We start from the raw sequence: 18,427 nt of genomic DNA on the forward strand, positions 1-18,427 counted from the left end.
CATCGTAGGCAGACCTCAGGCCTCCCCCGCCAGAGCGAACAGACCACGTCGCGCGCCCTCTTCGTAGGCGGACCGGAGCTCCCGGCCGCCGGGCAGCAGCCGCAGCGCCCGCTCGCTCCGGGCCCGGGTCGCCACGCAGAACTCCGCCGGCCGGTAGGAGACGTCGAAGACCGAGCCCCGCAACAGGTCCACCGCGCCCAGCAGATGGGCCGCCGCGTCCCGCCTGCCCGCCGACACCCGGATCTGGGCGAGGAGTTCCGCCGCGCCGGCCGCGCCCGCCGCCGACCCCATCCGCAGATGCTCCCGGAGCGCCCAGCGGGCGTGCTCGGAGGCCCGCTCCAGATCCCCGTCCCATGCCGCGAGCTCGGCGCGGGCGATGGACGACCAGGCCTCGGCGTACAGGTCGCGGCCCACCCACGTCCACCGGCTCTCGCGGTCGAGCTCGGCCTGGTCGAGGGCCTCCTGCGCGGCCTCCGGGTCCGTACGGCACAGGGCGAGCGCGAGACCCGCCCAGCACGCGTGCCGGGTCGGGCCGAACTCCGGGTACTCCCCCATCAGCGCGAGGGCCTCCCGGTACTCGTCCGCCGCCGCGCGCGTACGCCCCTGATAGAACGCCGTCGAGCCCCGCAGATGGGCCAGGAGCCCCAAGGCGCCGCCGTCCCCGTCCCGTACGGCCGCCGCCCAGGCCCGGACGAGCAGCGGATCGGCCTCCTCCGGGCGGCCCGACTCCAGCTCCAGGAAGGCGGCGAGCCACAGGGCGCGCGCCGTCGGCTCACCGTCGAGCAGGGCGAGAGCGTGCCGCAGCCGGGTCCGGCCCTCGGCGACCCGCCCGCAGACCACCCACAGGAACCACAGCGAGACCGCGATCTCGACGGAGGTGCCGGCCTCGTCGTCCCGCGCGAACGGCGCGGTCGTCGGATCCATGGCGGCGGCCAGATCCGGGAGTTCACGCAGGGCGAGGTCCCGGGCGTCGAGCTGCCGGCCGCTCTGCCACCAGTCGGCGGCCCGCCGGGCGAGCGTCACGCACCACCGACGGTGCCGCAGGACCAGGTCCGGACGGTCACCGCGCGCGGTGAGCCGACGGGCGCCCACGGCCCGCATCGGGTGCGGCATCCAGTAGCGGGGGACGTCGTCCTCACCGGCGAACAGGTCGTCCACGAGGAGCAGGGCGATCGGCACGAGCCGGTCGAGGACGGCGAGGACCGTCCCCGGGGGCAGCGTCCACGACGCGCACACCTCGTGGACGGCGTCCCGGCCGAAGGTGCCCTCGAAGACGGACAGCCGCTCCCACAGGAGCCGCTCCGCGGGCCCGCAGCGGGCGTATGCGCGCTCGGCGGCGGCGAGCTGGTCGGCGCTCACCGGCTCGCCCCACAGGAGCCGCTCGTCGGCCACGGGGCCGCCCCACGACAGCCGTTCCTCGCTCACGGGGCCGCCCCACGACGAGCCGTCCTCGGCCACCAGGCCGCCGCCCCACGGCATTCGTTCCTCGCCCGGACGACCGCCCCGGAACGTCCGCTCCGCGGTCCCGGGTGGATCCTCGAACCCCATGCGCATCGCCCCCGTCCTCTCCCCGTGTGTGACTTGTGCCCGAGTCCATGGCGGACGACCGCCGTTGCGGCTTGAATGCAAACGCCTCGGTTCACCATCCTGGGGCGCCCCGGAAACCACGCACACGCTTTGCCGGGGATCGACCAGGGAGGGAAATGACGACCGGGGAATCCGTCCTGGGAGAGGCGGATCTGTCGCTGATCCACGCACTGCAGATGGCCCCGCGCGCCAGCTGGACCCAGCTCTCGGCCGTGCTCGGGGCGAGTCCGGACACCCTCGCCCGGCGCTGGGAACACCTCACGGCCGGGGGATACGCCTGGAGTTCGCTGCTCGCCGCCCGCCACGGCTCGGACGAGATGCTCTACGCCTGGGTCGAGCTGGAATGCGCCGCGGGCACCTCCGAGGCCACCGCGACCGAGGTCGCGGGCGACCGGCACACCCTCGGCGTCCACCAGGTGACCGGCGACGCCGACCTCGTCCTGCTCGTGATCAGCCCCGACCTGTACGCCCTCGACGGCTACCTCGCCGGGCGCGTGCGCCGACTGCCCGGGGTGCTCCGGTGCCGCACCCAGGTCGTCACCCGCATGCACAACCGTCCGTACAGGTCCCGGATCGAGCAGCTCACCCCCGGGCAGGTCCGGCTCCTCACGGAACTCACCGGCGGCGACCGGCGACCGCGCACGCACGCGCGTCCCTTCCCGAACCTCACGGGACTCGACCACCGGCTGATCGCGGAGCTGGCGGGCGACGCCCGCCGCAGCGCCGCCGAACTGGCCCGGCAGTGCGGTACGAGCGAGTCGACGGTACGACGGCGGCTGGACGCCCTCTCCGCGGGCGGCGCCCTCCACCACCACTGCCTGCCGTCCCCGAGGTTCTCCGGTCGTCCGATGTGGGCGATGGTCACCACCGACGTACCGCCCCTGGAGGTCCCGGCGACGGTGGCGGCGCTCGCCCGGCTGCCCCAGACCCGGCTCGTCACCTCGGTCACCGGACCGCACAACCTGGCCGTCGCGATGTGGCTCCGCACGGTCGACGAACTCCACGAGGTCACGTCCGCGTTCGTACGGGCCGCCCCGGCGCTGCGGATCGCGGGCACCGCGCTCGCGCTGCGCACCCACAAGATCGGGGCGCAGGTCCTCGGCCCCGACGGGCGGCGGACGCACCACATCCGCCCCGACACCCCCTGACACGCCCGCCCGGGCGTGGTCTGATGGGGGCGTGGAGTTCGCCGTGTTCGTGACGCTGCCCGGACTGGTCATCCTGCTGACCGGGATCGCGTTCGCCGATCAGATCCTGCGCATGACCGGTCGCGGGAAGCGCCGCGGGCAGATCTCGTCGACCGGCTTCGAGCAGCTCCACGCCACCTTCTCGCAGGGCAAGCAGAACGAGCTCGAGGAGCGCCGGAGCGCCCTGGTGCTCCGCGACGACGAGGAGGACGGCGCCCCGCCGCACCATTCGACGGTGGACCTCACGGGCGGGCGCGCGGTCATCCGGCTGCCGTGAGCCGCCGGGCGGCCGGGCGGGTCGGACAGGTCAGCGGGTCGCCTTGATCGAGTACATCATCGGGATGCGCGGCCGGTCCGCCGGGAAGCGGTAGTAGCCGTCCTCGTGCTGCTGGAGCGCGCCGTAGCGCGGGTACAGCGAGGCGTCGTGCTCGTGCAGGAACTCGATCCGCAGACCGGCCCTGGCGAGCGCGGTGACGACCTCACCGACCGGATGCACCCATTCCACGCTGCGGTTGTGGACGGTCGCGGCGTCGAGCTCGGCGTACGTGCCCGGGCTGGTGTCCACCCAGGGATCGCGGACGAAGTAGTCGTTCACGACCCGGCTGCCGGTCTCGTCGTCCAGCGAGTCGGTGATCGGATGGAACTCCGCCACGTAGAGGAAGCCGCCGGGGGCGACGAGCGAGGCGGCGGTCTCCGCCCAGCGCTCGATGTCCGGCAGCCAGTTCAGGGCGCCGCAGCCCGTGTAGACGATGTCGTACGCGCTGTCCGGGGCCGCCTCCGCCGCGTCGTACACGTCGGCGGCGACGAAGGCCGCCCTGTCCTGCGTGAGGCCCAGGTCCGCGGCGAGCGAGCGGGCGGTCTCGACGGCCGGCTCGGAGAAGTCCAGGCCGACGACGCGCGAGGCGCCGTGGCGGGCCCAGGAGAGGGTGTCGAGGCCGATGTGGCACTGCAGGTGCAGCAGCGAACGTCCGGTGACGTCGCCGACCTCCGCGAGTTCGAAGTCCCGCAGGGCGTCCTTGCCCGCGCGGAAGGCGTCGAGGGCGTAGAAGTCGCTCGCCGCGTGGATCGGGACGCGCTCGTCCCAGCGGGCACGGTTGGCCTCGTGCCAGTCTTCGGGCGTCGGAGAGTACATGTCGGCGAGGTTATCCACAGGTTGAGGGTGACGCGACCCGATTGTCCGCGGCTCGGAGCATCATGGGTGCCATGACTGAGAGCAAGAACTCCGAGCCCGACGACGAGCTCACCGACCCGGCCCCCGCCTGGCAGCGGCGCTTCCGCGCGCCGCGCGTCTCCCTCCCCGAGTGGGCGGAGGACGTCCCGGACCGCTCGCTCTTCGTGTCGAACGCGACGGGGACGTACGAGCTGTACGCCTGGGACCGGGCGAGCGGGGAGCAGCGTCAGGTCACGGACCGGCCGAACGGCACGACGGACGGGACCCTGTCGCCCGACGGCGCCTGGATCTGGTGGTTCGCGGACACCGACGGGGACGAGTTCGGGGTGTGGATGCGCCAGCCGTTCGCCGGTGGTGCGGACGAGCCGGCCGTCCCCGGCCTCGACGCCTCCTACCCGGCGGGCCTCGCCATCGGCCGGGACGGCACGCTCCTGGTGGGGCGCTCCACGGACGAGGACGGCTCGACGGTCCATCTCGTACGCCCCGGGGCCGACGCCCCGGTCGAGATCTACCGGCACCGGGAGTCGGCCGGCGTCGGCGACCTGTCCTACGACGGCTCCCTGATCGCCGTCGAGCACACCGAGCACGGCGACGCCATGCACTCGGCGCTGCGGGTGCTCCGGTCCTCGGACGCGAGCGTCGTGGCCGAGCTCGACGACACCAAGGGAGGCACGGAGGAGCTGGGGCTCGCGGTCCTCGGCTTCGCGCCCGTGGAGGGTGACGGCCGGCTGCTCGTCGGGCACCAGCGGCGCGGCCGCTGGGAGCCGATGATCTGGGACGTCGCGGCGGGCACGGAGACCGACCTCCGGCTCGACCTGCCGGGCGACGTGTCGGCCGAGTGGTACCCGGACGGCTCGGGACTGCTGATCGTGCACAGCTTCGAGGCCCGCAGCGAGCTGTGGCGGTACGAGATCGCGACCGGCGCCCTGGTGCGGGTGGAGACCCCGGCCGGTTCGGTGTCGAGCGCGACGGCCCGGCCGGACGGCAGCGTGGAGTACCTGTGGTCCTCGGCCGCCGAGCCGCCGGTGGTGCGGTCCACGGACGGCGGCGTCGTCCTCGACCCGCCGGGCCCCGAGGCCCCGCCGTCGGTGCCGGTGGAGGACGTGTGGGTGGAGGGTCCGGGCGGCAGAGTCCACGCGCTCGTGCAGCGCCCGGCGGGCGAGGGGCCGTTCCCCACGGTCTTCGAGGTGCACGGCGGCCCGACCTGGCACGACAGCGACGCCTTCGCGTCGGGCCCGGCGGCCTGGGTGGACCACGGGTACGCGGTGGTGCGGGTCAACTACCGGGGCTCCACGGGGTACGGACGGGAGTGGACGGACGCGCTCAAGCACCGGGTGGGTCTGATCGAGCTGGAGGACATCGACGCGGTCCGCGCCTGGGCGGTGGCGAGCGGCCTCGCCGACCCGGCCCGGCTCGTGCTGTCCGGCGGCTCCTGGGGCGGCTATCTGACGCTCCTCGGCATCGGTACGCAGCCGGAGGCCTGGGCGGTCGGGCTCGCCGCGGTCCCCGTCGCGGACTACGTGGCGGCGTACGAGGACGAGATGGAGGCCCTCAAGGCGCTGGACCGGACGCTGCTCGGCGGCTCCCCCGAGGAGGTGCCCGAGCGGTACGCGGCCTCGTCGCCGCTGACGTACGTGGACGCGGTGAAGGCCCCGGTGCACATCTCGGCCGGCGTCAACGACCCGCGCTGTCCGATCCGCCAGATCGACAACTACGTCGAGCGGCTGAAGGCCCGGGGCGCGGTCCACGAGGTGTACCGCTACGACGCGGGCCACGGCTCCCTGGTGGTGGAGGAGCGGATCAAGCAGGTCGGCCTGGACCTGGCGTTCGCCGCGAAGCATCTGGGGGGTGGACCGGTGCAGAGCTGAGGCGGCCGGGGACCCGGCCGACGGGCGGCCCGGGCCGCTTGCGTACCGTGGGGGTGTGTACCGGTTCCTGAGAACGCCCCGCTGGTGGGGGATCAACGTCTTCGTCCTGCTGGCGATCCCGTTCTGCGTGTTCATGGGGACCTGGCAGCTGGGCAAGTTCGAGGATCGTGTCGACTCCCACGAGTCGGCCGAGAAGCGACCCGCCGCGAGCACGCTGAAGGCGGAGCCGCTGGACTCCCTGCTCCCGGTGGACCAGGAGACCTCCGGCCGGTCGGCCGAGGCGCGCGGCCGGTTCGGGGAGCAGTTCCTCGTCCCGGACCGTGATCTGGACGGCCGGACCGGCAGCTACGTGCTGACGCTGCTGCGGACGGACGGGGGCAGGTCGCTTCCGGTGGTCCGCGGCTGGCTCCCCACCGGCGCGAACGTCCCCGAGCCGCCGTCCGGCGAGGTCACGGTCGTGGGCGCGCTCCAGGCCTCGGAGAACGGCGGCACCAAGGGGGTCGGCCAGGCGGGTGGGCTGCCCGAGGGCCAGCTGGGGATGATCAGCGCGGCTTCCCTGGTGAACGTGGTCAGCGACGACGTCTACGACGCCTGGATCACCCTCGCCGACTCCCCCGCCGGGCTCACCCCGGTCCCGGCCGCGGCGGCCGCGGGCACGAGCCTGGACGCGAAGGCCTTCCAGAACCTCGGCTACACCGCCGAGTGGTTCGTCTTCGCGGGCTTCGTCCTCTTCATGTGGTTCCGCCTGGTCCGCCGCGAGGCGGAGGCGAACCGCGACGAGGCGCTGGGCCTTTAGAGAACGGGGCGGGAGGGGCGGGGAGGGAGGGGGGCGGGGAAGCCCCCCGAGACCCTTGTCGCCCCCGAGGCCCGGATCCCGCTCGCCCCGGATCCCGCTCGCACCGGATCCCGCTCGCCCCGAGGCCCGGATCCCGGACTCGCTCGGCACTCGGTCACGGTGGTCGCCTCAGGACCCCGACAGGACCCCGGTCCGGTAGATCGTGCCCGCGCAGGCGTTGGGGATGGTCGCCGACGCCGAGGGGCCGCCCGGCTCCGCGACGTGGCTGACCAGGACGCTGCCGTCCGCCGGGCCGCCGTCCTCGTGGAGCAGCTGGGGCGCGGCGCCCGCGCCCGCGCCGTTGTCCGGGCCGGTGCCGGGGTCGGTGCCGCTGCCTCCGGAGCCCGCGCCCCCGCTGGGGTCGGGGGTGCCCGTGCCGTTGGTCGGGGTGTCCGTCGTCGGCGGTGTGGTCGGCGGCTCGGTCGGCGATGTCGCCGTCGGGGTCGGGGTGGTGGGGGTCGTCGGGCAGGTCTCGCTCGGCACCCAGACGAACTTCACCTCGTAGGAGGCGTTCGGCTTCAGGGCCAGTGCGGAGAACTCCTGGGAGGGGTCGGGAAGACCGCTGCCCCCGTCTCCCGAGGTGTGCCGGACGACCGAGATCCGCGCCGGGTCGGCGGCGCCGCGGGCCTCGAAGCCGACGACTCCGCTGCCGTCCACGATGCACACCCGGTCGGAGATGTTGGCGATGCGGAAGGTGCCGTACACCTTGCCCTCGCCGTCGGGTCCGCCGGCTCCCGCCGAGCTGACGCCGAGCTGCGCGGCCTCGCACACCGGGAACGATCCGGGGCGGGCCTCGGCCTGCTGGTGGCTGGTGGAGGAGACGCCGGGGCCGGGTCGCTGCGGCTTGCCGGCGGAGCCGTCGGTGGCGCCCTGGCTGGGCGACACGCTGCTCGCGGGGGGTGCGGCGCTCTGGCCGCCCTCGACGCCGGTCTCGGCGCCGGTGCCGCCCTGGGCCTCCTCGCCGTGGCCGGCGTTCACCGGGTTTCCGGCGGCGGAGACGCCGCCGGAGGAGGCGACGTGCACGAAGGCGGGTACGGCGGTGCCGATGAGGACCGCGGCGGCGGCCGCGCCGACGACGGCCTGGCGCTTGCGGGCGCGGCGGGCGGGGACGGCACGGCGCAGGTGTTCGAGCGAGCCGTGGGAGGGTTCCAGGCCGGACACGGCGCTGTGGAACAGCCGCCGCAGCGCGAGTTCGTCGTCCCCGTCGCCCTCGCCGGGGCCGGGCTCGATGTTCACCATGCGCTGTCCACTCAGGTCGTCACGTTCATCAGGGACGTCGTTCTCGACGCTGTCGTGGTCGTTCTCGACGCTGTCGTCGCCGTTCTCGACGTCCTTGCCGGGTGCCTCGCTCACGACGTCGCTCCCATCGCGACGCGCAGCGACGCGATGCCCCGCGAACCGTACGCCTTCACCGATCCCAGGGATATCCCGAGCGCCTCGGCGACCTGAACCTCGGTCATGTCCGAGAAGTACCGCAGGGCGAGCACCTCGCGCTGCCGCCGCTGGAGTCCGCGCATCGCCTTGATGAGGTCCTCGCGCTCCAGCTGGTCGTACGCGCCTTCTTCCGCGCTGGCCATGTCCGGCATCGGCTTGGACAGCAGCTTGAGTCCGAGGATGCGGCGGCGCAGTGCGGACCGGGAGAGGTTCACGACGGTCTGGCGCAGGTAGGCGAGCGTCTTCTCGGGCTCGCGCACGCGCTTGCGGGCGGAGTGGACGCGGATGAAGGCCTCCTGGACGACGTCCTCGCAGGAGGCGGTGTCGTCGAGGAGGAGGGCGGCGAGGCCGAGGAGCGACCGGTAGTGGGCGCGGTAGGTCTCGGTCAGGTGGTCGACGGTCGTTCCGGCCGCCGGTGCGCCTTCGCTGCTGGTCCGGGGGGCCGGGATGCCGTCCACGGAGCTCGCGCGGGATCCGGTGGGCACGGGGGCGATCACCGGCATTCCGCCGAGCGCCCGCGGCCGGCGGTAGGGGACGACCGCGGAGCCGCGTACGGGAACGACCGCGGAGCCGCGTACGGGAGCGACCGCGGGGCCCCGTGCGGGGACGGCCGCCGTGCCGCGTGCGGGGACGACGGCGACGCTCCGCGCGGGGAGCACGGCGGTGCCCCTGCCGCGCAGCGGAGCGACGGTCGCGATGTCGAGTACGTCTGCCACGCATGTTGGACACGCTTCCCCCCGGCAGGGTTGTACGCGTGCGCCACCCTTTTCGACGGTGAGTTGTTCGTCCTCATGCGTAACCGTTCTCCCCCAACGCCCCGCTTCGCAGCGTGTTCCGCGCCACACATGGTGAGTGCACGCAGAGACGCCTCCCACCCAACTGCTGGTTGCAGTAAGGGGGAAGAGCATCGTCGACCACGGCATCATCCCAGTTCAAGGGGTATCTGACGCCTAATTGCTCACAGGTCGTTCACAGATCCTACAAATACGTGACAACCGATTCCGCGATCTGGAGGGCGTTGAGGGCGGCGCCCTTGCGCAGGTTGTCGGCGCAGACGAAGAAATCGAGGGCCCGCTCGTCGTCCATGGAGCGCCGCACCCGGCCGACCCAGGCGGGGTCGGTGCCGACGACGTCGGCGGGGGTGGGGAAGTCGCCGGCGGCGGGATCGTCGTACAGCACGACCCCGGGCGTGGTCGCGAGGATCTCGTGCGCGCGGTCGAGCGGCACGGGGCGCTCGAAGCGGGCGTGCACGGAGACGGAGTGTCCGGTGACGACGGGCACGCGGACACAGGTGGCGGCGACCCGCAGCGCGGGGAGCGCGAGGATCCGCCGGGTCTCGTCCCGTACGCGCTCCTCCTCCGAGGAGGCTCCGTCGGCGCCGGCGGTGCCCGACCAGGGCAGGACGTTGAGCGCGAGGGGTCCGGGGAAGGGCCCGGTGTTCTCGCCGACGGCCCGTCGTACGTCTCCGGGGTGGGTGCCCAGGTCGCCGAGGCCGGCCACGAGGCCGAGCTGGGCGCGGAGCGCGTCGGCCCCGGCCTGTCCGGCGCCGGCGCCTGACGCGGCCTGCTGGGCGGTGACGACCAGTTCGGAGAGTCCGAACTCGGCGTGCAGGGCGCCCACGGCGACGACCAGCGCGAGGGTGGTGCAGCCGGGGCTGGAGACGATGCCCCGGGGGCGGACGCGTGCGGCGTGGGCGTTGGTCTCGGGGACCACGAGGGGGACGTCGGGGTCCGCGCGGAAGGCGGCGGAGGTGTCCACGACGACGGCGCCCTTGGTGGCGGCGACGGGTGCCCAGCGGGCGGCCACGTCTTCGGGCACCAGGAAGAGCGCGAGGTCGACGCCTTCGAGGGCCTCCTCGTCGAGCGCGAGGATCTCGCACTCCTCCCCGCGCACGGCGGCCTTGCGGCCGGCCGCGCGCGGGGAGGCGAGGAGGCGTATCTCGCCCCAGACGTCCGCGTGGTGCGTGAGCATCTGGAGCATCACCGAGCCGACGGCTCCGGTCGCACCGACGACCGCGAGCGTCGGCTTCGGCGTCATCGGCCGGTGCCTCCGTAGACGACGGCCTCGTCCGAGTCGCTGTCCAGGCCGAAGGCGCTGTGGACGGCGCGCACGGCCTCGTTGACGTCGTCGGCGCGGGTGACGACCGAGATGCGGATCTCGGAGGTCGAGATCAGCTCGATGTTCACGCCCGCGTCGGAGAGCGCGCGGAAGAAGTCCGCGGTGACGCCGGGGTTGGTCTTCATACCGGCGCCGACCAGGGAGATCTTGCCGATCTGGTCGTCGTAGCGGAGCGAGTCGAAGCCGATCGCGCTCTTCGCCTTCTCCAGGGCGTCGATGGCCTTGCGGCCCTCGGCCTTGGGGAGGGTGAAGGAGATGTCCGTGAGACCGGTCGAGGCGGCGGACACGTTCTGCACGATCATGTCGATGTTGATCTCGGCGTCCGCGACGGCGCGGAAGATGGCCGCGGCCTCGCCCGGCTTGTCCGGCACGCCGACGACGGTGATCTTCGCCTCGGAGGTGTCGTGGGCGACGCCCGAGATGATGGCCTGCTCCACCTTGCGGTCCCCTTGCGGCTCGTTGCTGACCCAGGTGCCCTGCAGCCCCGAGAAGGACGAGCGGACGTGGATCGGGATGTTGTATCGGCGTGCGTACTCGACGCACCGGTGCAGCAGCACCTTGGAGCCGGAGGCGGCGAGCTCCAGCATGTCCTCGAAGGAGATCCAGTCGATCTTCTTCGCCTTCTTCACCACGCGCGGGTCGGCCGTGAACACACCGTCGACGTCGGTGTAGATCTCGCAGACCTCGGCGTCCAGCGCGGCGGCCAGGGCCACGGCGGTGGTGTCGGAACCGCCACGGCCGAGCGTGGTGATGTCCTTCTTGTCCTGGGACACGCCCTGGAACCCGGCGACGATGGCGATGTTGCCCTCGTCGAGGGCGGTGCGGATCCGGCCCGGCGTGACATCGATGATGCGCGCTTTGTTGTGGACCGAGTCGGTGATGACACCTGCCTGGCTGCCCGTGAACGACTGGGCCTCGTGGCCCAGGTTCTTGATCGCCATGGCCAGCAGGGCCATGGAGATCCGCTCTCCGGCGGTCAGCAGCATGTCGAACTCACGCCCGGCAGGGATCGGGGATACCTGCTCGGCGAGATCGATCAGCTCGTCCGTCGTGTCGCCCATCGCGGAAACCACGACGACCACCTGGTGGCCGTTCTTCTTGGCGTCCACGATCCGCTTGGCGACGCGCTTGATGCCTTCGGCATCGGCAACGGAGGAGCCTCCGTACTTCTGCACGACAAGGCCCACGTGCGCTCCTCGCTCAGTGTGTGCCGCAGCCGGCGCTGCGATCGGCTCAGTCTAACGAGCGACCCGCGAACGCCTACGTGGTATCGCATCGTGAGACGCGGCGCTCACTGGGTGATCATTGCGACCCCGGCCCGCAGCCCGGCCCCGCCCCGTGACCCGGTCCCGCCCCGCAGCCCGGCCCCGCCCCGTGACCCGGTCCCGCCGTACGACTCGGCTCCCGCTCGTCGTCCCACCAGGGCGCGTCGAGGACCTCGCGTACGTGGACGGTGTACGGGTGGTCGTCGCCGAGGAGGCGGACGCAGACCGACGACAGCTCCAGGTAGTCGGCGCGGGCCCGGTCGGTCAGGCCGGCGCCGACGTACAGGCCGGCCAGATTGATCCGGGTGACCAGGGTGTCCAGATCCTCCTCACCGAGGACCGCCCTCATCCCGGCCGCCGCGTGCGCCGCCAGCGAGACGGCTTGGGAGGTCCGGTTCAGGGCCTGGTAGATCCCGGCGAGCTCGGAGCAGGCCAGCAGCGTCTCCCGGTCCTTCGCGCCCAGGACACTGACCATGTCCGCGAGGACGCTCTCCTGCAGTGCGGCCGCCCGGTGGACCAGCCCGGCCTTCATATGGGCTCTCGCGAGGCAGCATCGCGCGCTGAGCGTGTGCGTGTCGTCGGCTCCCAGCACCTCGGTCATGCTCCGCACCAGGGCGGCCGCCGCCTGGATCGCCTCGTCGCCGCGGCCGGCCGAGGCGAGGTTGTCGGCCATGGCGACGCGCAGGCCGAGGGTGATCGGATGGTCCGGTCCGAGCAGCCGCTCACAGCCGGCCAGCGTGCGCTCGGCCACGTCGGCGGCCTCCGCGTACAGCCCGTTGAGACTCAGGTACTCGCTCGCGGAGGCCAGCACGAAGAGCAGGGGCTCGCCGTCCTCGGCGGGGTCCGAGTGCCGCAGGTACGCCTCGACGTGCGGCATCAGTGACCGCCATGTCTCCCAGTGGTTCGGGCCCGTGCCTTCCAGCAGTGTGGCGTGGGTGAACGCCGTCTCCACGAGTCCGCGGGCCCGCTCGGCCGCCTCCCGCCGCTCGGGTTCGCCCCCGGGGGGCGGACGGCGGGCGACGGCCTGCACGAGCCGGTGGACGGACACCGAACCGTCCTCGTGCAGGGTGACCATGCTGTGCGCGGCCAGCTCGCCGAGCGCCCCCCGGACCTCGGGGAACGGCGGGAGGAGCACCACGGGTATGCGGTCGGGTGCGAACCAGCCGAGGAACCGGAGGATGCCCGCCGCGTACGGGGTCGTGGCGGAGAGGCTGTCGAGCGTGACGCGCAGCGTCCGGGCCACGGCCTCCTCCACGTCGCCGAGTGCGCCGCTCGTGCCCAGCTCCGCCAGGTACGCGAGCGGGGGCGTGGCCGTACGACCGCAGTACGCGGCGGCGATCTCCACGGCCAGCGGCAGCTGCCCGAGGGCCTCGCACAGTTCCTCGGCGCCGCTGGTGTCCCGGGGGCCCGTGTGGGTGGCGACCCGGGTGAACACCTCGACGGCCTCGCCCGCCGTGAGCACGGGCAGCGCCAGAACCCGTCCGATCCCGTACCAGCCGTCCGTCGTCCGGCTCGTGACGACCACCCGCCCGCGGCCGCCGGCCCTGGCCAGCAGGCCCTCCACATCGGCGGGATCGGTGACGTTGTCGAGCACGAGCAGCCACCCGTCGTGCGCCGACAGCCACTGCAGCGCCCGTTCCCGCAGGGCCTTCTGCGGGAGTACGTCGATCAGCTCCGGCTGCATCGCGGCGGCCAGGCCCGCGAGTCCCGCGTCCACGTCCGCGCGGCTCTCCGCGGTGATCCACCAGACGGGGTCGCGGTGTGCCGTCTGCCGGAGCGCCCAGCGGGCGGCCAGCGAGGACTTCCCCACCCCGCCGAGGCCGCAGATCACCACGGTCTCCGACTCCCCGTCGAGCACGGCGCCCTCGGCTGCGCGCCCCACGAAGTGGGCGGCCCTGCGCGGCACGTTGACCAGCCCCGGCGGACAGCGCACCGGCGTGAGGGCCGCGGGCGGCAGCACCGTCACCCGGTCCCCGGTGTGCACCCAGCCGATGTCCCGGCCCGCCGCGACGGACCGCTCCCCCGACGCCTCGACGCCCCCGCTCACGCGTCGCCCGTGGACACGCTCCCGATGTCCCCGCCGGCGGCGACGGAACGCTCGCCCGAGGCGGTGACGGGCCCGGTGGGGGTCGTGCCGCCGGCGGGAGGCGCGGCGGGCGGGGCGGCCGGGGTCCGCGTGCCGTCCCCGGTGACGACGACGCCGATGCTTCCGCCGGCGGCCACGGACCGGGTGCCGGAGGCCTCCACGGGGGCGGCGCCGCCGCGCCCGAACTGCGCCCACAGGGAGAGCCCGAGCCCGGCGAGGGCGAGCACGACACCCGTCACGCTGGCGATCTGATCGGCCGTCCCGAGGTCGACGAAGGCTACGACGAGGAGGGCGAGGACTCCGGCGGCGGCTACGCCGATTCCGCTCCGGAGGAGGGCTTTCGAGGGGGCGGTCGCTGCCATGAAGCCATGATGCGGGACTCAGCCGTCCAAGGGGAGTGTTTCCCCGGGGAGTTGTCGCAGTGCCATGGCCAGATCGGTGTCTCTCAGGGCGATTTCGTTCCCAGGGCGCGGCCCGCCCGGCCGCCCGGCGGGCGGCGGGGGTCGGCTTGCCGATACCGGCGAGTCCGCGGAGGACCTCATGCCGGCAGGGAGCTTCCCGGGCGGTCCGCTACTTCCTCGACCTGATCCCCAGCGGTGCGCCGATCTCCTCCGCCATCACGCGCCCCGCCTCTTCGGCGAGGTCGTCCTCCGTCAGGTCCTCGTCGGTGTCGAGGCCGTCGAGGGCCGCGAGGGGCTGGTCGAGGCGGACGTGGGCGACGAGGGACTGGAGGGCGCGGAGGGTGGCCGAGGCGGTGGGGCCCCAGTTGGAGAAGTAGGAGAACTGCCACCACCAGAGGGCTTCGCTGGTGCGGCCGGCGCGGTAGTGGGCCAGGCCGTGGCGGAGGTCGGTGACGATGTCCGCGAGGTTGTCGGAGATCCGGGCCGGGACCGGGGCCTTGCGGGGCTCGTACGGGTCGAAGACCTCGGAGAAGACGTCGACCGGTTCGAGGAGGACCGCGAAGCGCATGCGCAGGTCGTCCACGTCGGGCTCGGGGCCCGTGTCGGTCTCGTACCGCTCGTCGGGGACGATGTCCTCGTGCGCGCCGAGCCGGCCGCCCGCGAGGAGCAGCTGCGAGATCTCCAGGAGCAGGAAGGGCACCGCGCTGTCCGGCTCGTCGCCCTTGGCGACCTCGGTGGTCGCGACGATGAAGCTCTCGATGGAGTCGGCGATCTGGACCGCGAAGTCGTCGGGGTTCTGCGTGATCGCGTGCAGCGTGGGGTCAGACATCGAGGAGCCTCCCTGAGAGCGCGCCGGCCCGGTCGTCATACATCTAGCAGCCTCCGCCCCTCGAACGCACGGCCGAGGGTCACCTCGTCGGCGTACTCGAGGTCGCCGCCGACCGGGAGCCCGCTCGCGAGCCTGGTCACCTTGAGTCCCATGGGCTTGATCATCCGCGCCAGGTACGTCGCGGTGGCCTCGCCCTCCAGGTTCGGGTCGGTCGCGAGGATCAGCTCGGTGACCGTGCCGTCGGCGAGCCGCGCGAGCAGCTCGCGGATGCGGAGGTCGTCGGGGCCGACGCCCTCGATCGGGCTGATCGCGCCGCCGAGGACGTGGTACCGCCCCCGGAACTCGCGGGTCCGCTCGATCGCGACGACGTCCTTCGGCTCCTCGACCACACAGATGACGGTCAGGTCGCGGCGCGGGTCCCGGCAGATGTTGCACTGCTCCTGCTGTGCCACGTTGCCGCAGACCGCGCAGAACCTGACCTTGTCCTTGACCTCCAGGAGCGCGTGCGCGAGACGCCGGACGTCGGTCGGCTCGGCCTGGAGGATGTGGAAGGCGATCCGCTGCGCGCTCTTGGGACCGACGCCGGGCAGCCTGCCCAGTTCGTCGATGAGGTCCTGAACCACGCCTTCGTACACGGAACGCCCTTTCAAGGGGGTGCTTGATTCTTACGGTAGTGGCTTGAAGCGAGCGTAAGAAGCCCACGGGAGGAGGGGCCTCGGAAGACCCCCGCCCGGAAGCCTCAGAAACCGAGGCCGGGCATGCCGCCCATGCCCTGGGCCAGCGGGCCGAGCTTGGCCTGCTGGAGCTGCTGCGCGTTGTCGTTGGCGGCCTGCACGGCGGCCACGATCAGGTCGGCGAGCGTCTCGGTGTCCTCCGGGTCGACCGCCTTCGGGTCGATGACCAGGCCGCGCAGCTCGCCGGAGCCGGTCACGGTCGCCTTGACCAGGCCGCCGCCCGCCTGTCCGTCGACCTCGGTCGCCGCCAGCTCCTGCTGGGCGCGGGCGAGGTCCTGCTGCATCTTCTGGGCCTGCTGGAGAAGCTGCTGCATGTTGGGCTGACCACCACCGGGAATCACGGTCACTCCTGAGGTTCGCTCTGTCCGTATGTCGGTACGCCGAGCCTACGTGGTCCCCGGCCGCCCTGCTCCACCACTCTTTCGGGTGAGAAACTGCGGGCTCCTCTACCTGATCAAGACCCCCTTGCGGGCGGAAATCCTGGGATTCCGGGCCCATCGCCCACCATTCGGCGGTAGGAAGGGCAGGCACCACGTGCACCGCACGTCACAGAAGGACACGAGCACTGAGCTGAACAGAGGAGTCCCCCGGTGAGCCAGCAGCCGGAGATGCAGCCACCGGGACCCCCCGGGGGAGACGTCCACCGCGATCTGACCGGTACGCCGTTCCCCCTGGGCGACTGGGGCGAGCCCGCCGAGCGGCTCGACGAGCTGTACCGCTGGGCCGAGTCCCATGCCCTGCGCACCGCCGAGTGGTACCTCTCCGACCGCGTCTGGAAGCGCCGCAGCGCCCGGATCCTGCGGATCGGCACGGCCGCCGGGGTGATCGCGGGCGCCGCGCTCCCGCTGCTCGACCTGACCGGCGTCGCGGAGGGCGCCGCCGGCTGGGGCTACCTCTCCCTGCTGCTCGGGGCCGCCTGTCTGGCCTGTGACCGGTACTTCGGTCTGACGTCCGGCTGGATGAGGGACGTGGCGACGGCACAGGCCGTGCAGCGGCGTCTCCAGGCTCTGCAGTTCGACTGGGCCTCGGAGAGCGTCAGGGAGGTCCTGGGCCCCACGGAGGGCACCGCCAGCGAGGCCGCCGAGCGGTGTCTGGGCGTGCTGCGCCGCTTCTCGGAGGATGTGACGGAGCTGGTGCGGGCGGAGACCGCGGACTGGATGGTCGAGTTCCGCTCGGGCCCGGCGCCGCTGGCACTCCAGTCGGTGGGCGTGATGCCCGCGCGGGCCGAGAGCCATCACCCCTCGGGCCGTTTCCCGCTGCCGCCCGGGACCCGGCCGAACATGCCGCGTCAGCGGCCCCCGGAGGCCCGCTGACGCAGGCCTCCGGCGGATGGGCCCGCGGATCTCAGCTCAGGATGATCATCGATCCCTGGGCCAGGCTCCGGGTCGCCGCCGCGTGCAGCCCCAGCCACACGTGGCGCTCCCGGGCGAAGGGGCCGCCGTCCAGCGGAACCGCCACGGCCGGTTCCTCCAGGGTGGTCGGCCGCTCCGGCGGTACGGGGGGCGCCGGCGGGTTCGACGGGTCGATGCCGATCGCGGGCGCGACGAATTCCAGCTCGCGCAGCAGCCCGTACGAGGAACCGAGCGGTCCGCCGCCCTCCAGGAGCTCGTCGCTGGCGAGCGGGACCGGGAAGTCGACCGGCACGTAGGCGCCCGCGTGGTCGTAGTGCCAGACCATGTGCGACTGCTGGGCGGTCGCCTCGAACATCTCCAGGAGCTGTTCGTAGTCCCCGCCGAGTTCGCCGACCGGTTCGACGGGCAGTCCGCACACCTGGAGGAGGTAGGCGCGGCGCAGGAAGTGCAGGGCCTCGTAGTCGAAGCCGGCGATCGGGGCGACGTCGCCGGAGAGCCCCGGCATGTAGGCGTAGACGGGCACGGTCGGCAGACCGGACGCGGTGAGCACGGCGTCGTACGCGGCGATCTCTTCGGCGAAGGGATTGTCGGGGCTGTGGCACAGCACGTCGACGAGGGGGACCAGCCACAGGTCACAGGCCAAGGGAGGCTCGCTCTCCGTCAGTTGCGGGGGACGCTCGCAGGGCGTACGCCAGGCTTTTGCAGGGACGGCCAGGGTAGTCGGCGCCCCACGGACACCGTCCACCCGCTGAGGAACTGCCCGGGGAGCCGGGCCCTCAACCCGGAGACCGCCCCTCAACCCGCCCGGCCGTCCCGCTCGCGGCGCGCGGCCCGCTCAGCGGGACCGCCGCTCCAGCCGGTCGGCCCATTCCATCGAGTGCGCGTTGTACTCCCGTACGACAGCGACGGCCGCGTCCGCGTCGCCGCGGGTGATCGCGTCGACCAGGTCGACGTGCCCGCTCCACAGCCAGCCGAGGACGTCCCGCTCGGAGCGCAGGTAGGGGACGGAGAACACCCAGGCCTGGACGCGGAGGCGGTGGAGGAAGTCGGCGATGTAGTCGTTGGCGGCGACGAGCCGGGCGAGCTCGCGCCAGTACCGGATGTCGTACCCGATGAGGATGTCGAGGTCGCCGGCGCGGGCGGCGCGGGCGGCGGCCTCGCCTCTGCGCCGGATCGAGACGAGGGCGACGCCGATCCCGAGGTCGGGTTCGGTGACGGCCGAGCGGGGCGGCACCATGGCGGCGTCGCGGCGGAAGATGCCGTCGACGACGAGCATCCGGGCCTCGACCATCCCCCGGTAGTCGTCGACCGAGTACTGGTGGACGCGGAAGCCGCGGTGCTGGTCGGAGTCGAGGAGGCCCTGCGCGCAGAGGTCGACGAGGGCTTCGCGGACCGGGGTCGCGGAGACGCCGTACTGGTCGGCGATCTGCTTGACGGTGAATTCCTCGCCGGGTTGGAGACGGCCCGCGAGCACCTCGTCACGCAGCGCGTCCGCGATCTGCTGTCGCAAGGTGTTGCGGGTGACAGCTCCGCTCGCGGGCATGGGTCGGCCCCCTCCGT

Annotated in this window: 18 protein-coding genes; 5 read left to right on the forward strand and 13 right to left on the reverse strand. The window is 73.1% G+C overall.

Translation table 11 applies throughout. The features are described from left to right. Positions 1-15: 15 nt before the first annotated feature. Entirely contained in the window at positions 16-1,554 is a 1,539-nt protein-coding gene (locus OG392_RS17125) for a tetratricopeptide repeat protein (RefSeq protein WP_329280275.1), read from the reverse strand. A gap of 149 nt (positions 1,555-1,703) precedes the next feature. Between OG392_RS17125 and OG392_RS17130 the strand changes: the two genes are divergently transcribed. Both OG392_RS17130 and OG392_RS17135 read left to right on the forward strand, forming a co-directional pair. Next, positions 1,704-2,735, forward strand: coding sequence for an Lrp/AsnC family transcriptional regulator (locus tag OG392_RS17130; protein ID WP_329280277.1), 1,032 nt, complete (start codon positions 1,704-1,706; stop codon positions 2,733-2,735). A gap of 31 nt (positions 2,736-2,766) precedes the next feature. Continuing rightward, positions 2,767-3,051: a DUF6191 domain-containing protein gene (locus OG392_RS17135; RefSeq protein ID WP_329280280.1), complete on the forward strand. Its 285-nt coding sequence runs from the start codon at positions 2,767-2,769 to the stop codon at positions 3,049-3,051. Between the two features lie 30 nt (positions 3,052-3,081). Here OG392_RS17135 and OG392_RS17140 read toward each other — a convergent pair whose 3' ends face one another. Continuing rightward, complete coding sequence (locus OG392_RS17140) at positions 3,082-3,906, reverse strand: class I SAM-dependent methyltransferase (RefSeq protein ID WP_329280282.1); 825 nt, start codon at positions 3,904-3,906, stop codon at positions 3,082-3,084. Positions 3,907-3,968: 62 nt separating this feature from the next. Here OG392_RS17140 and OG392_RS17145 point away from each other — a divergent pair, with 62 nt between their 5' ends. Then, positions 3,969-5,813, forward strand: a complete 1,845-nt coding sequence (locus OG392_RS17145; protein ID WP_443054795.1) for a prolyl oligopeptidase family serine peptidase — start codon at positions 3,969-3,971, stop codon at positions 5,811-5,813. Between the two features lie 55 nt (positions 5,814-5,868). Further along, positions 5,869-6,609 carry an SURF1 family protein gene (locus OG392_RS17150; RefSeq protein WP_329280286.1) on the forward strand — a complete coding sequence of 247 codons (741 nt, stop codon included), beginning with the start codon at positions 5,869-5,871 and terminating at the stop codon, positions 6,607-6,609. 168 nt (positions 6,610-6,777) lie between these two features. Here OG392_RS17150 and OG392_RS17155 read toward each other — a convergent pair whose 3' ends face one another. The 9 genes from OG392_RS17155 to OG392_RS17195 form a co-directional block, all read right to left on the reverse strand. Beyond that, positions 6,778-8,001: a hypothetical protein gene (locus OG392_RS17155; RefSeq protein ID WP_329280287.1), complete on the reverse strand. Its 1,224-nt coding sequence runs from the start codon at positions 7,999-8,001 to the stop codon at positions 6,778-6,780. Continuing rightward, on the reverse strand, positions 7,998-8,798 hold the full coding sequence (locus OG392_RS17160) for a SigE family RNA polymerase sigma factor (RefSeq protein WP_329280288.1): 801 nt from the start codon (positions 8,796-8,798) through the stop codon (positions 7,998-8,000). Before OG392_RS17160 ends, OG392_RS17155 begins: the two co-directional genes overlap by 4 nt. Before the next feature lie 262 nt (positions 8,799-9,060). Beyond that, positions 9,061-10,119, reverse strand: coding sequence for an aspartate-semialdehyde dehydrogenase (locus tag OG392_RS17165; RefSeq protein ID WP_329280289.1), 1,059 nt, complete (start codon positions 10,117-10,119; stop codon positions 9,061-9,063). Beyond that, positions 10,116-11,387 (reverse strand): aspartate kinase, encoded by a 1,272-nt coding sequence (locus tag OG392_RS17170; RefSeq protein ID WP_329280291.1) that lies wholly within the window; start codon positions 11,385-11,387, stop codon positions 10,116-10,118. The genes OG392_RS17165 and OG392_RS17170 overlap by 4 nt, the downstream gene beginning before the upstream one ends. Positions 11,388-11,502: 115 nt before the next feature. Continuing rightward, on the reverse strand, positions 11,503-13,512 hold the full coding sequence (locus OG392_RS17175) for a tetratricopeptide repeat protein (RefSeq protein WP_329280294.1): 2,010 nt from the start codon (positions 13,510-13,512) through the stop codon (positions 11,503-11,505). Further along, positions 13,509-13,913 (reverse strand): hypothetical protein, encoded by a 405-nt coding sequence (locus tag OG392_RS17180; RefSeq protein WP_329280296.1) that lies wholly within the window; start codon positions 13,911-13,913, stop codon positions 13,509-13,511. The genes OG392_RS17175 and OG392_RS17180 overlap by 4 nt, the downstream gene beginning before the upstream one ends. A gap of 208 nt (positions 13,914-14,121) precedes the next feature. After that, positions 14,122-14,781 (reverse strand): DUF5063 domain-containing protein, encoded by a 660-nt coding sequence (locus OG392_RS17185; RefSeq protein ID WP_329280298.1) that lies wholly within the window; start codon positions 14,779-14,781, stop codon positions 14,122-14,124. Positions 14,782-14,816: 35 nt separating this feature from the next. Beyond that, positions 14,817-15,416, reverse strand: a complete 600-nt coding sequence (recR, locus tag OG392_RS17190; protein WP_329280300.1) for a recombination mediator RecR — start codon at positions 15,414-15,416, stop codon at positions 14,817-14,819. A 104-nt stretch (positions 15,417-15,520) separates the two neighbouring features. Then, a complete protein-coding gene (locus OG392_RS17195) occupies positions 15,521-15,856 on the reverse strand; it encodes a YbaB/EbfC family nucleoid-associated protein (RefSeq protein WP_015034576.1) in 336 nt (111 codons plus the stop codon). Positions 15,857-16,123: 267 nt separating this feature from the next. Between OG392_RS17195 and OG392_RS17200 the strand changes: the two genes are divergently transcribed. Beyond that, positions 16,124-16,828: an SLATT domain-containing protein gene (locus OG392_RS17200; RefSeq protein ID WP_329287323.1), complete on the forward strand. Its 705-nt coding sequence runs from the start codon at positions 16,124-16,126 to the stop codon at positions 16,826-16,828. 31 nt (positions 16,829-16,859) lie between these two features. On the opposite strand, the gene OG392_RS17205 is transcribed toward OG392_RS17200, so the two are convergent. Together OG392_RS17205 and OG392_RS17210 are read right to left on the reverse strand one after the other, a co-directional pair. After that, entirely contained in the window at positions 16,860-17,510 is a 651-nt protein-coding gene (locus tag OG392_RS17205; protein ID WP_329280302.1) for a hypothetical protein, read from the reverse strand. 192 nt (positions 17,511-17,702) lie between these two features. Continuing rightward, a complete protein-coding gene (locus OG392_RS17210) occupies positions 17,703-18,410 on the reverse strand; it encodes a GntR family transcriptional regulator (RefSeq protein WP_329280304.1) in 708 nt (235 codons plus the stop codon). Positions 18,411-18,427 lie beyond the last annotated feature (17 nt).

This window comes from Streptomyces sp. NBC_00691 (assembly GCF_036226665.1).
Taxonomy (GTDB): Bacteria; Actinomycetota; Actinomycetes; order Streptomycetales; family Streptomycetaceae; genus Streptomyces.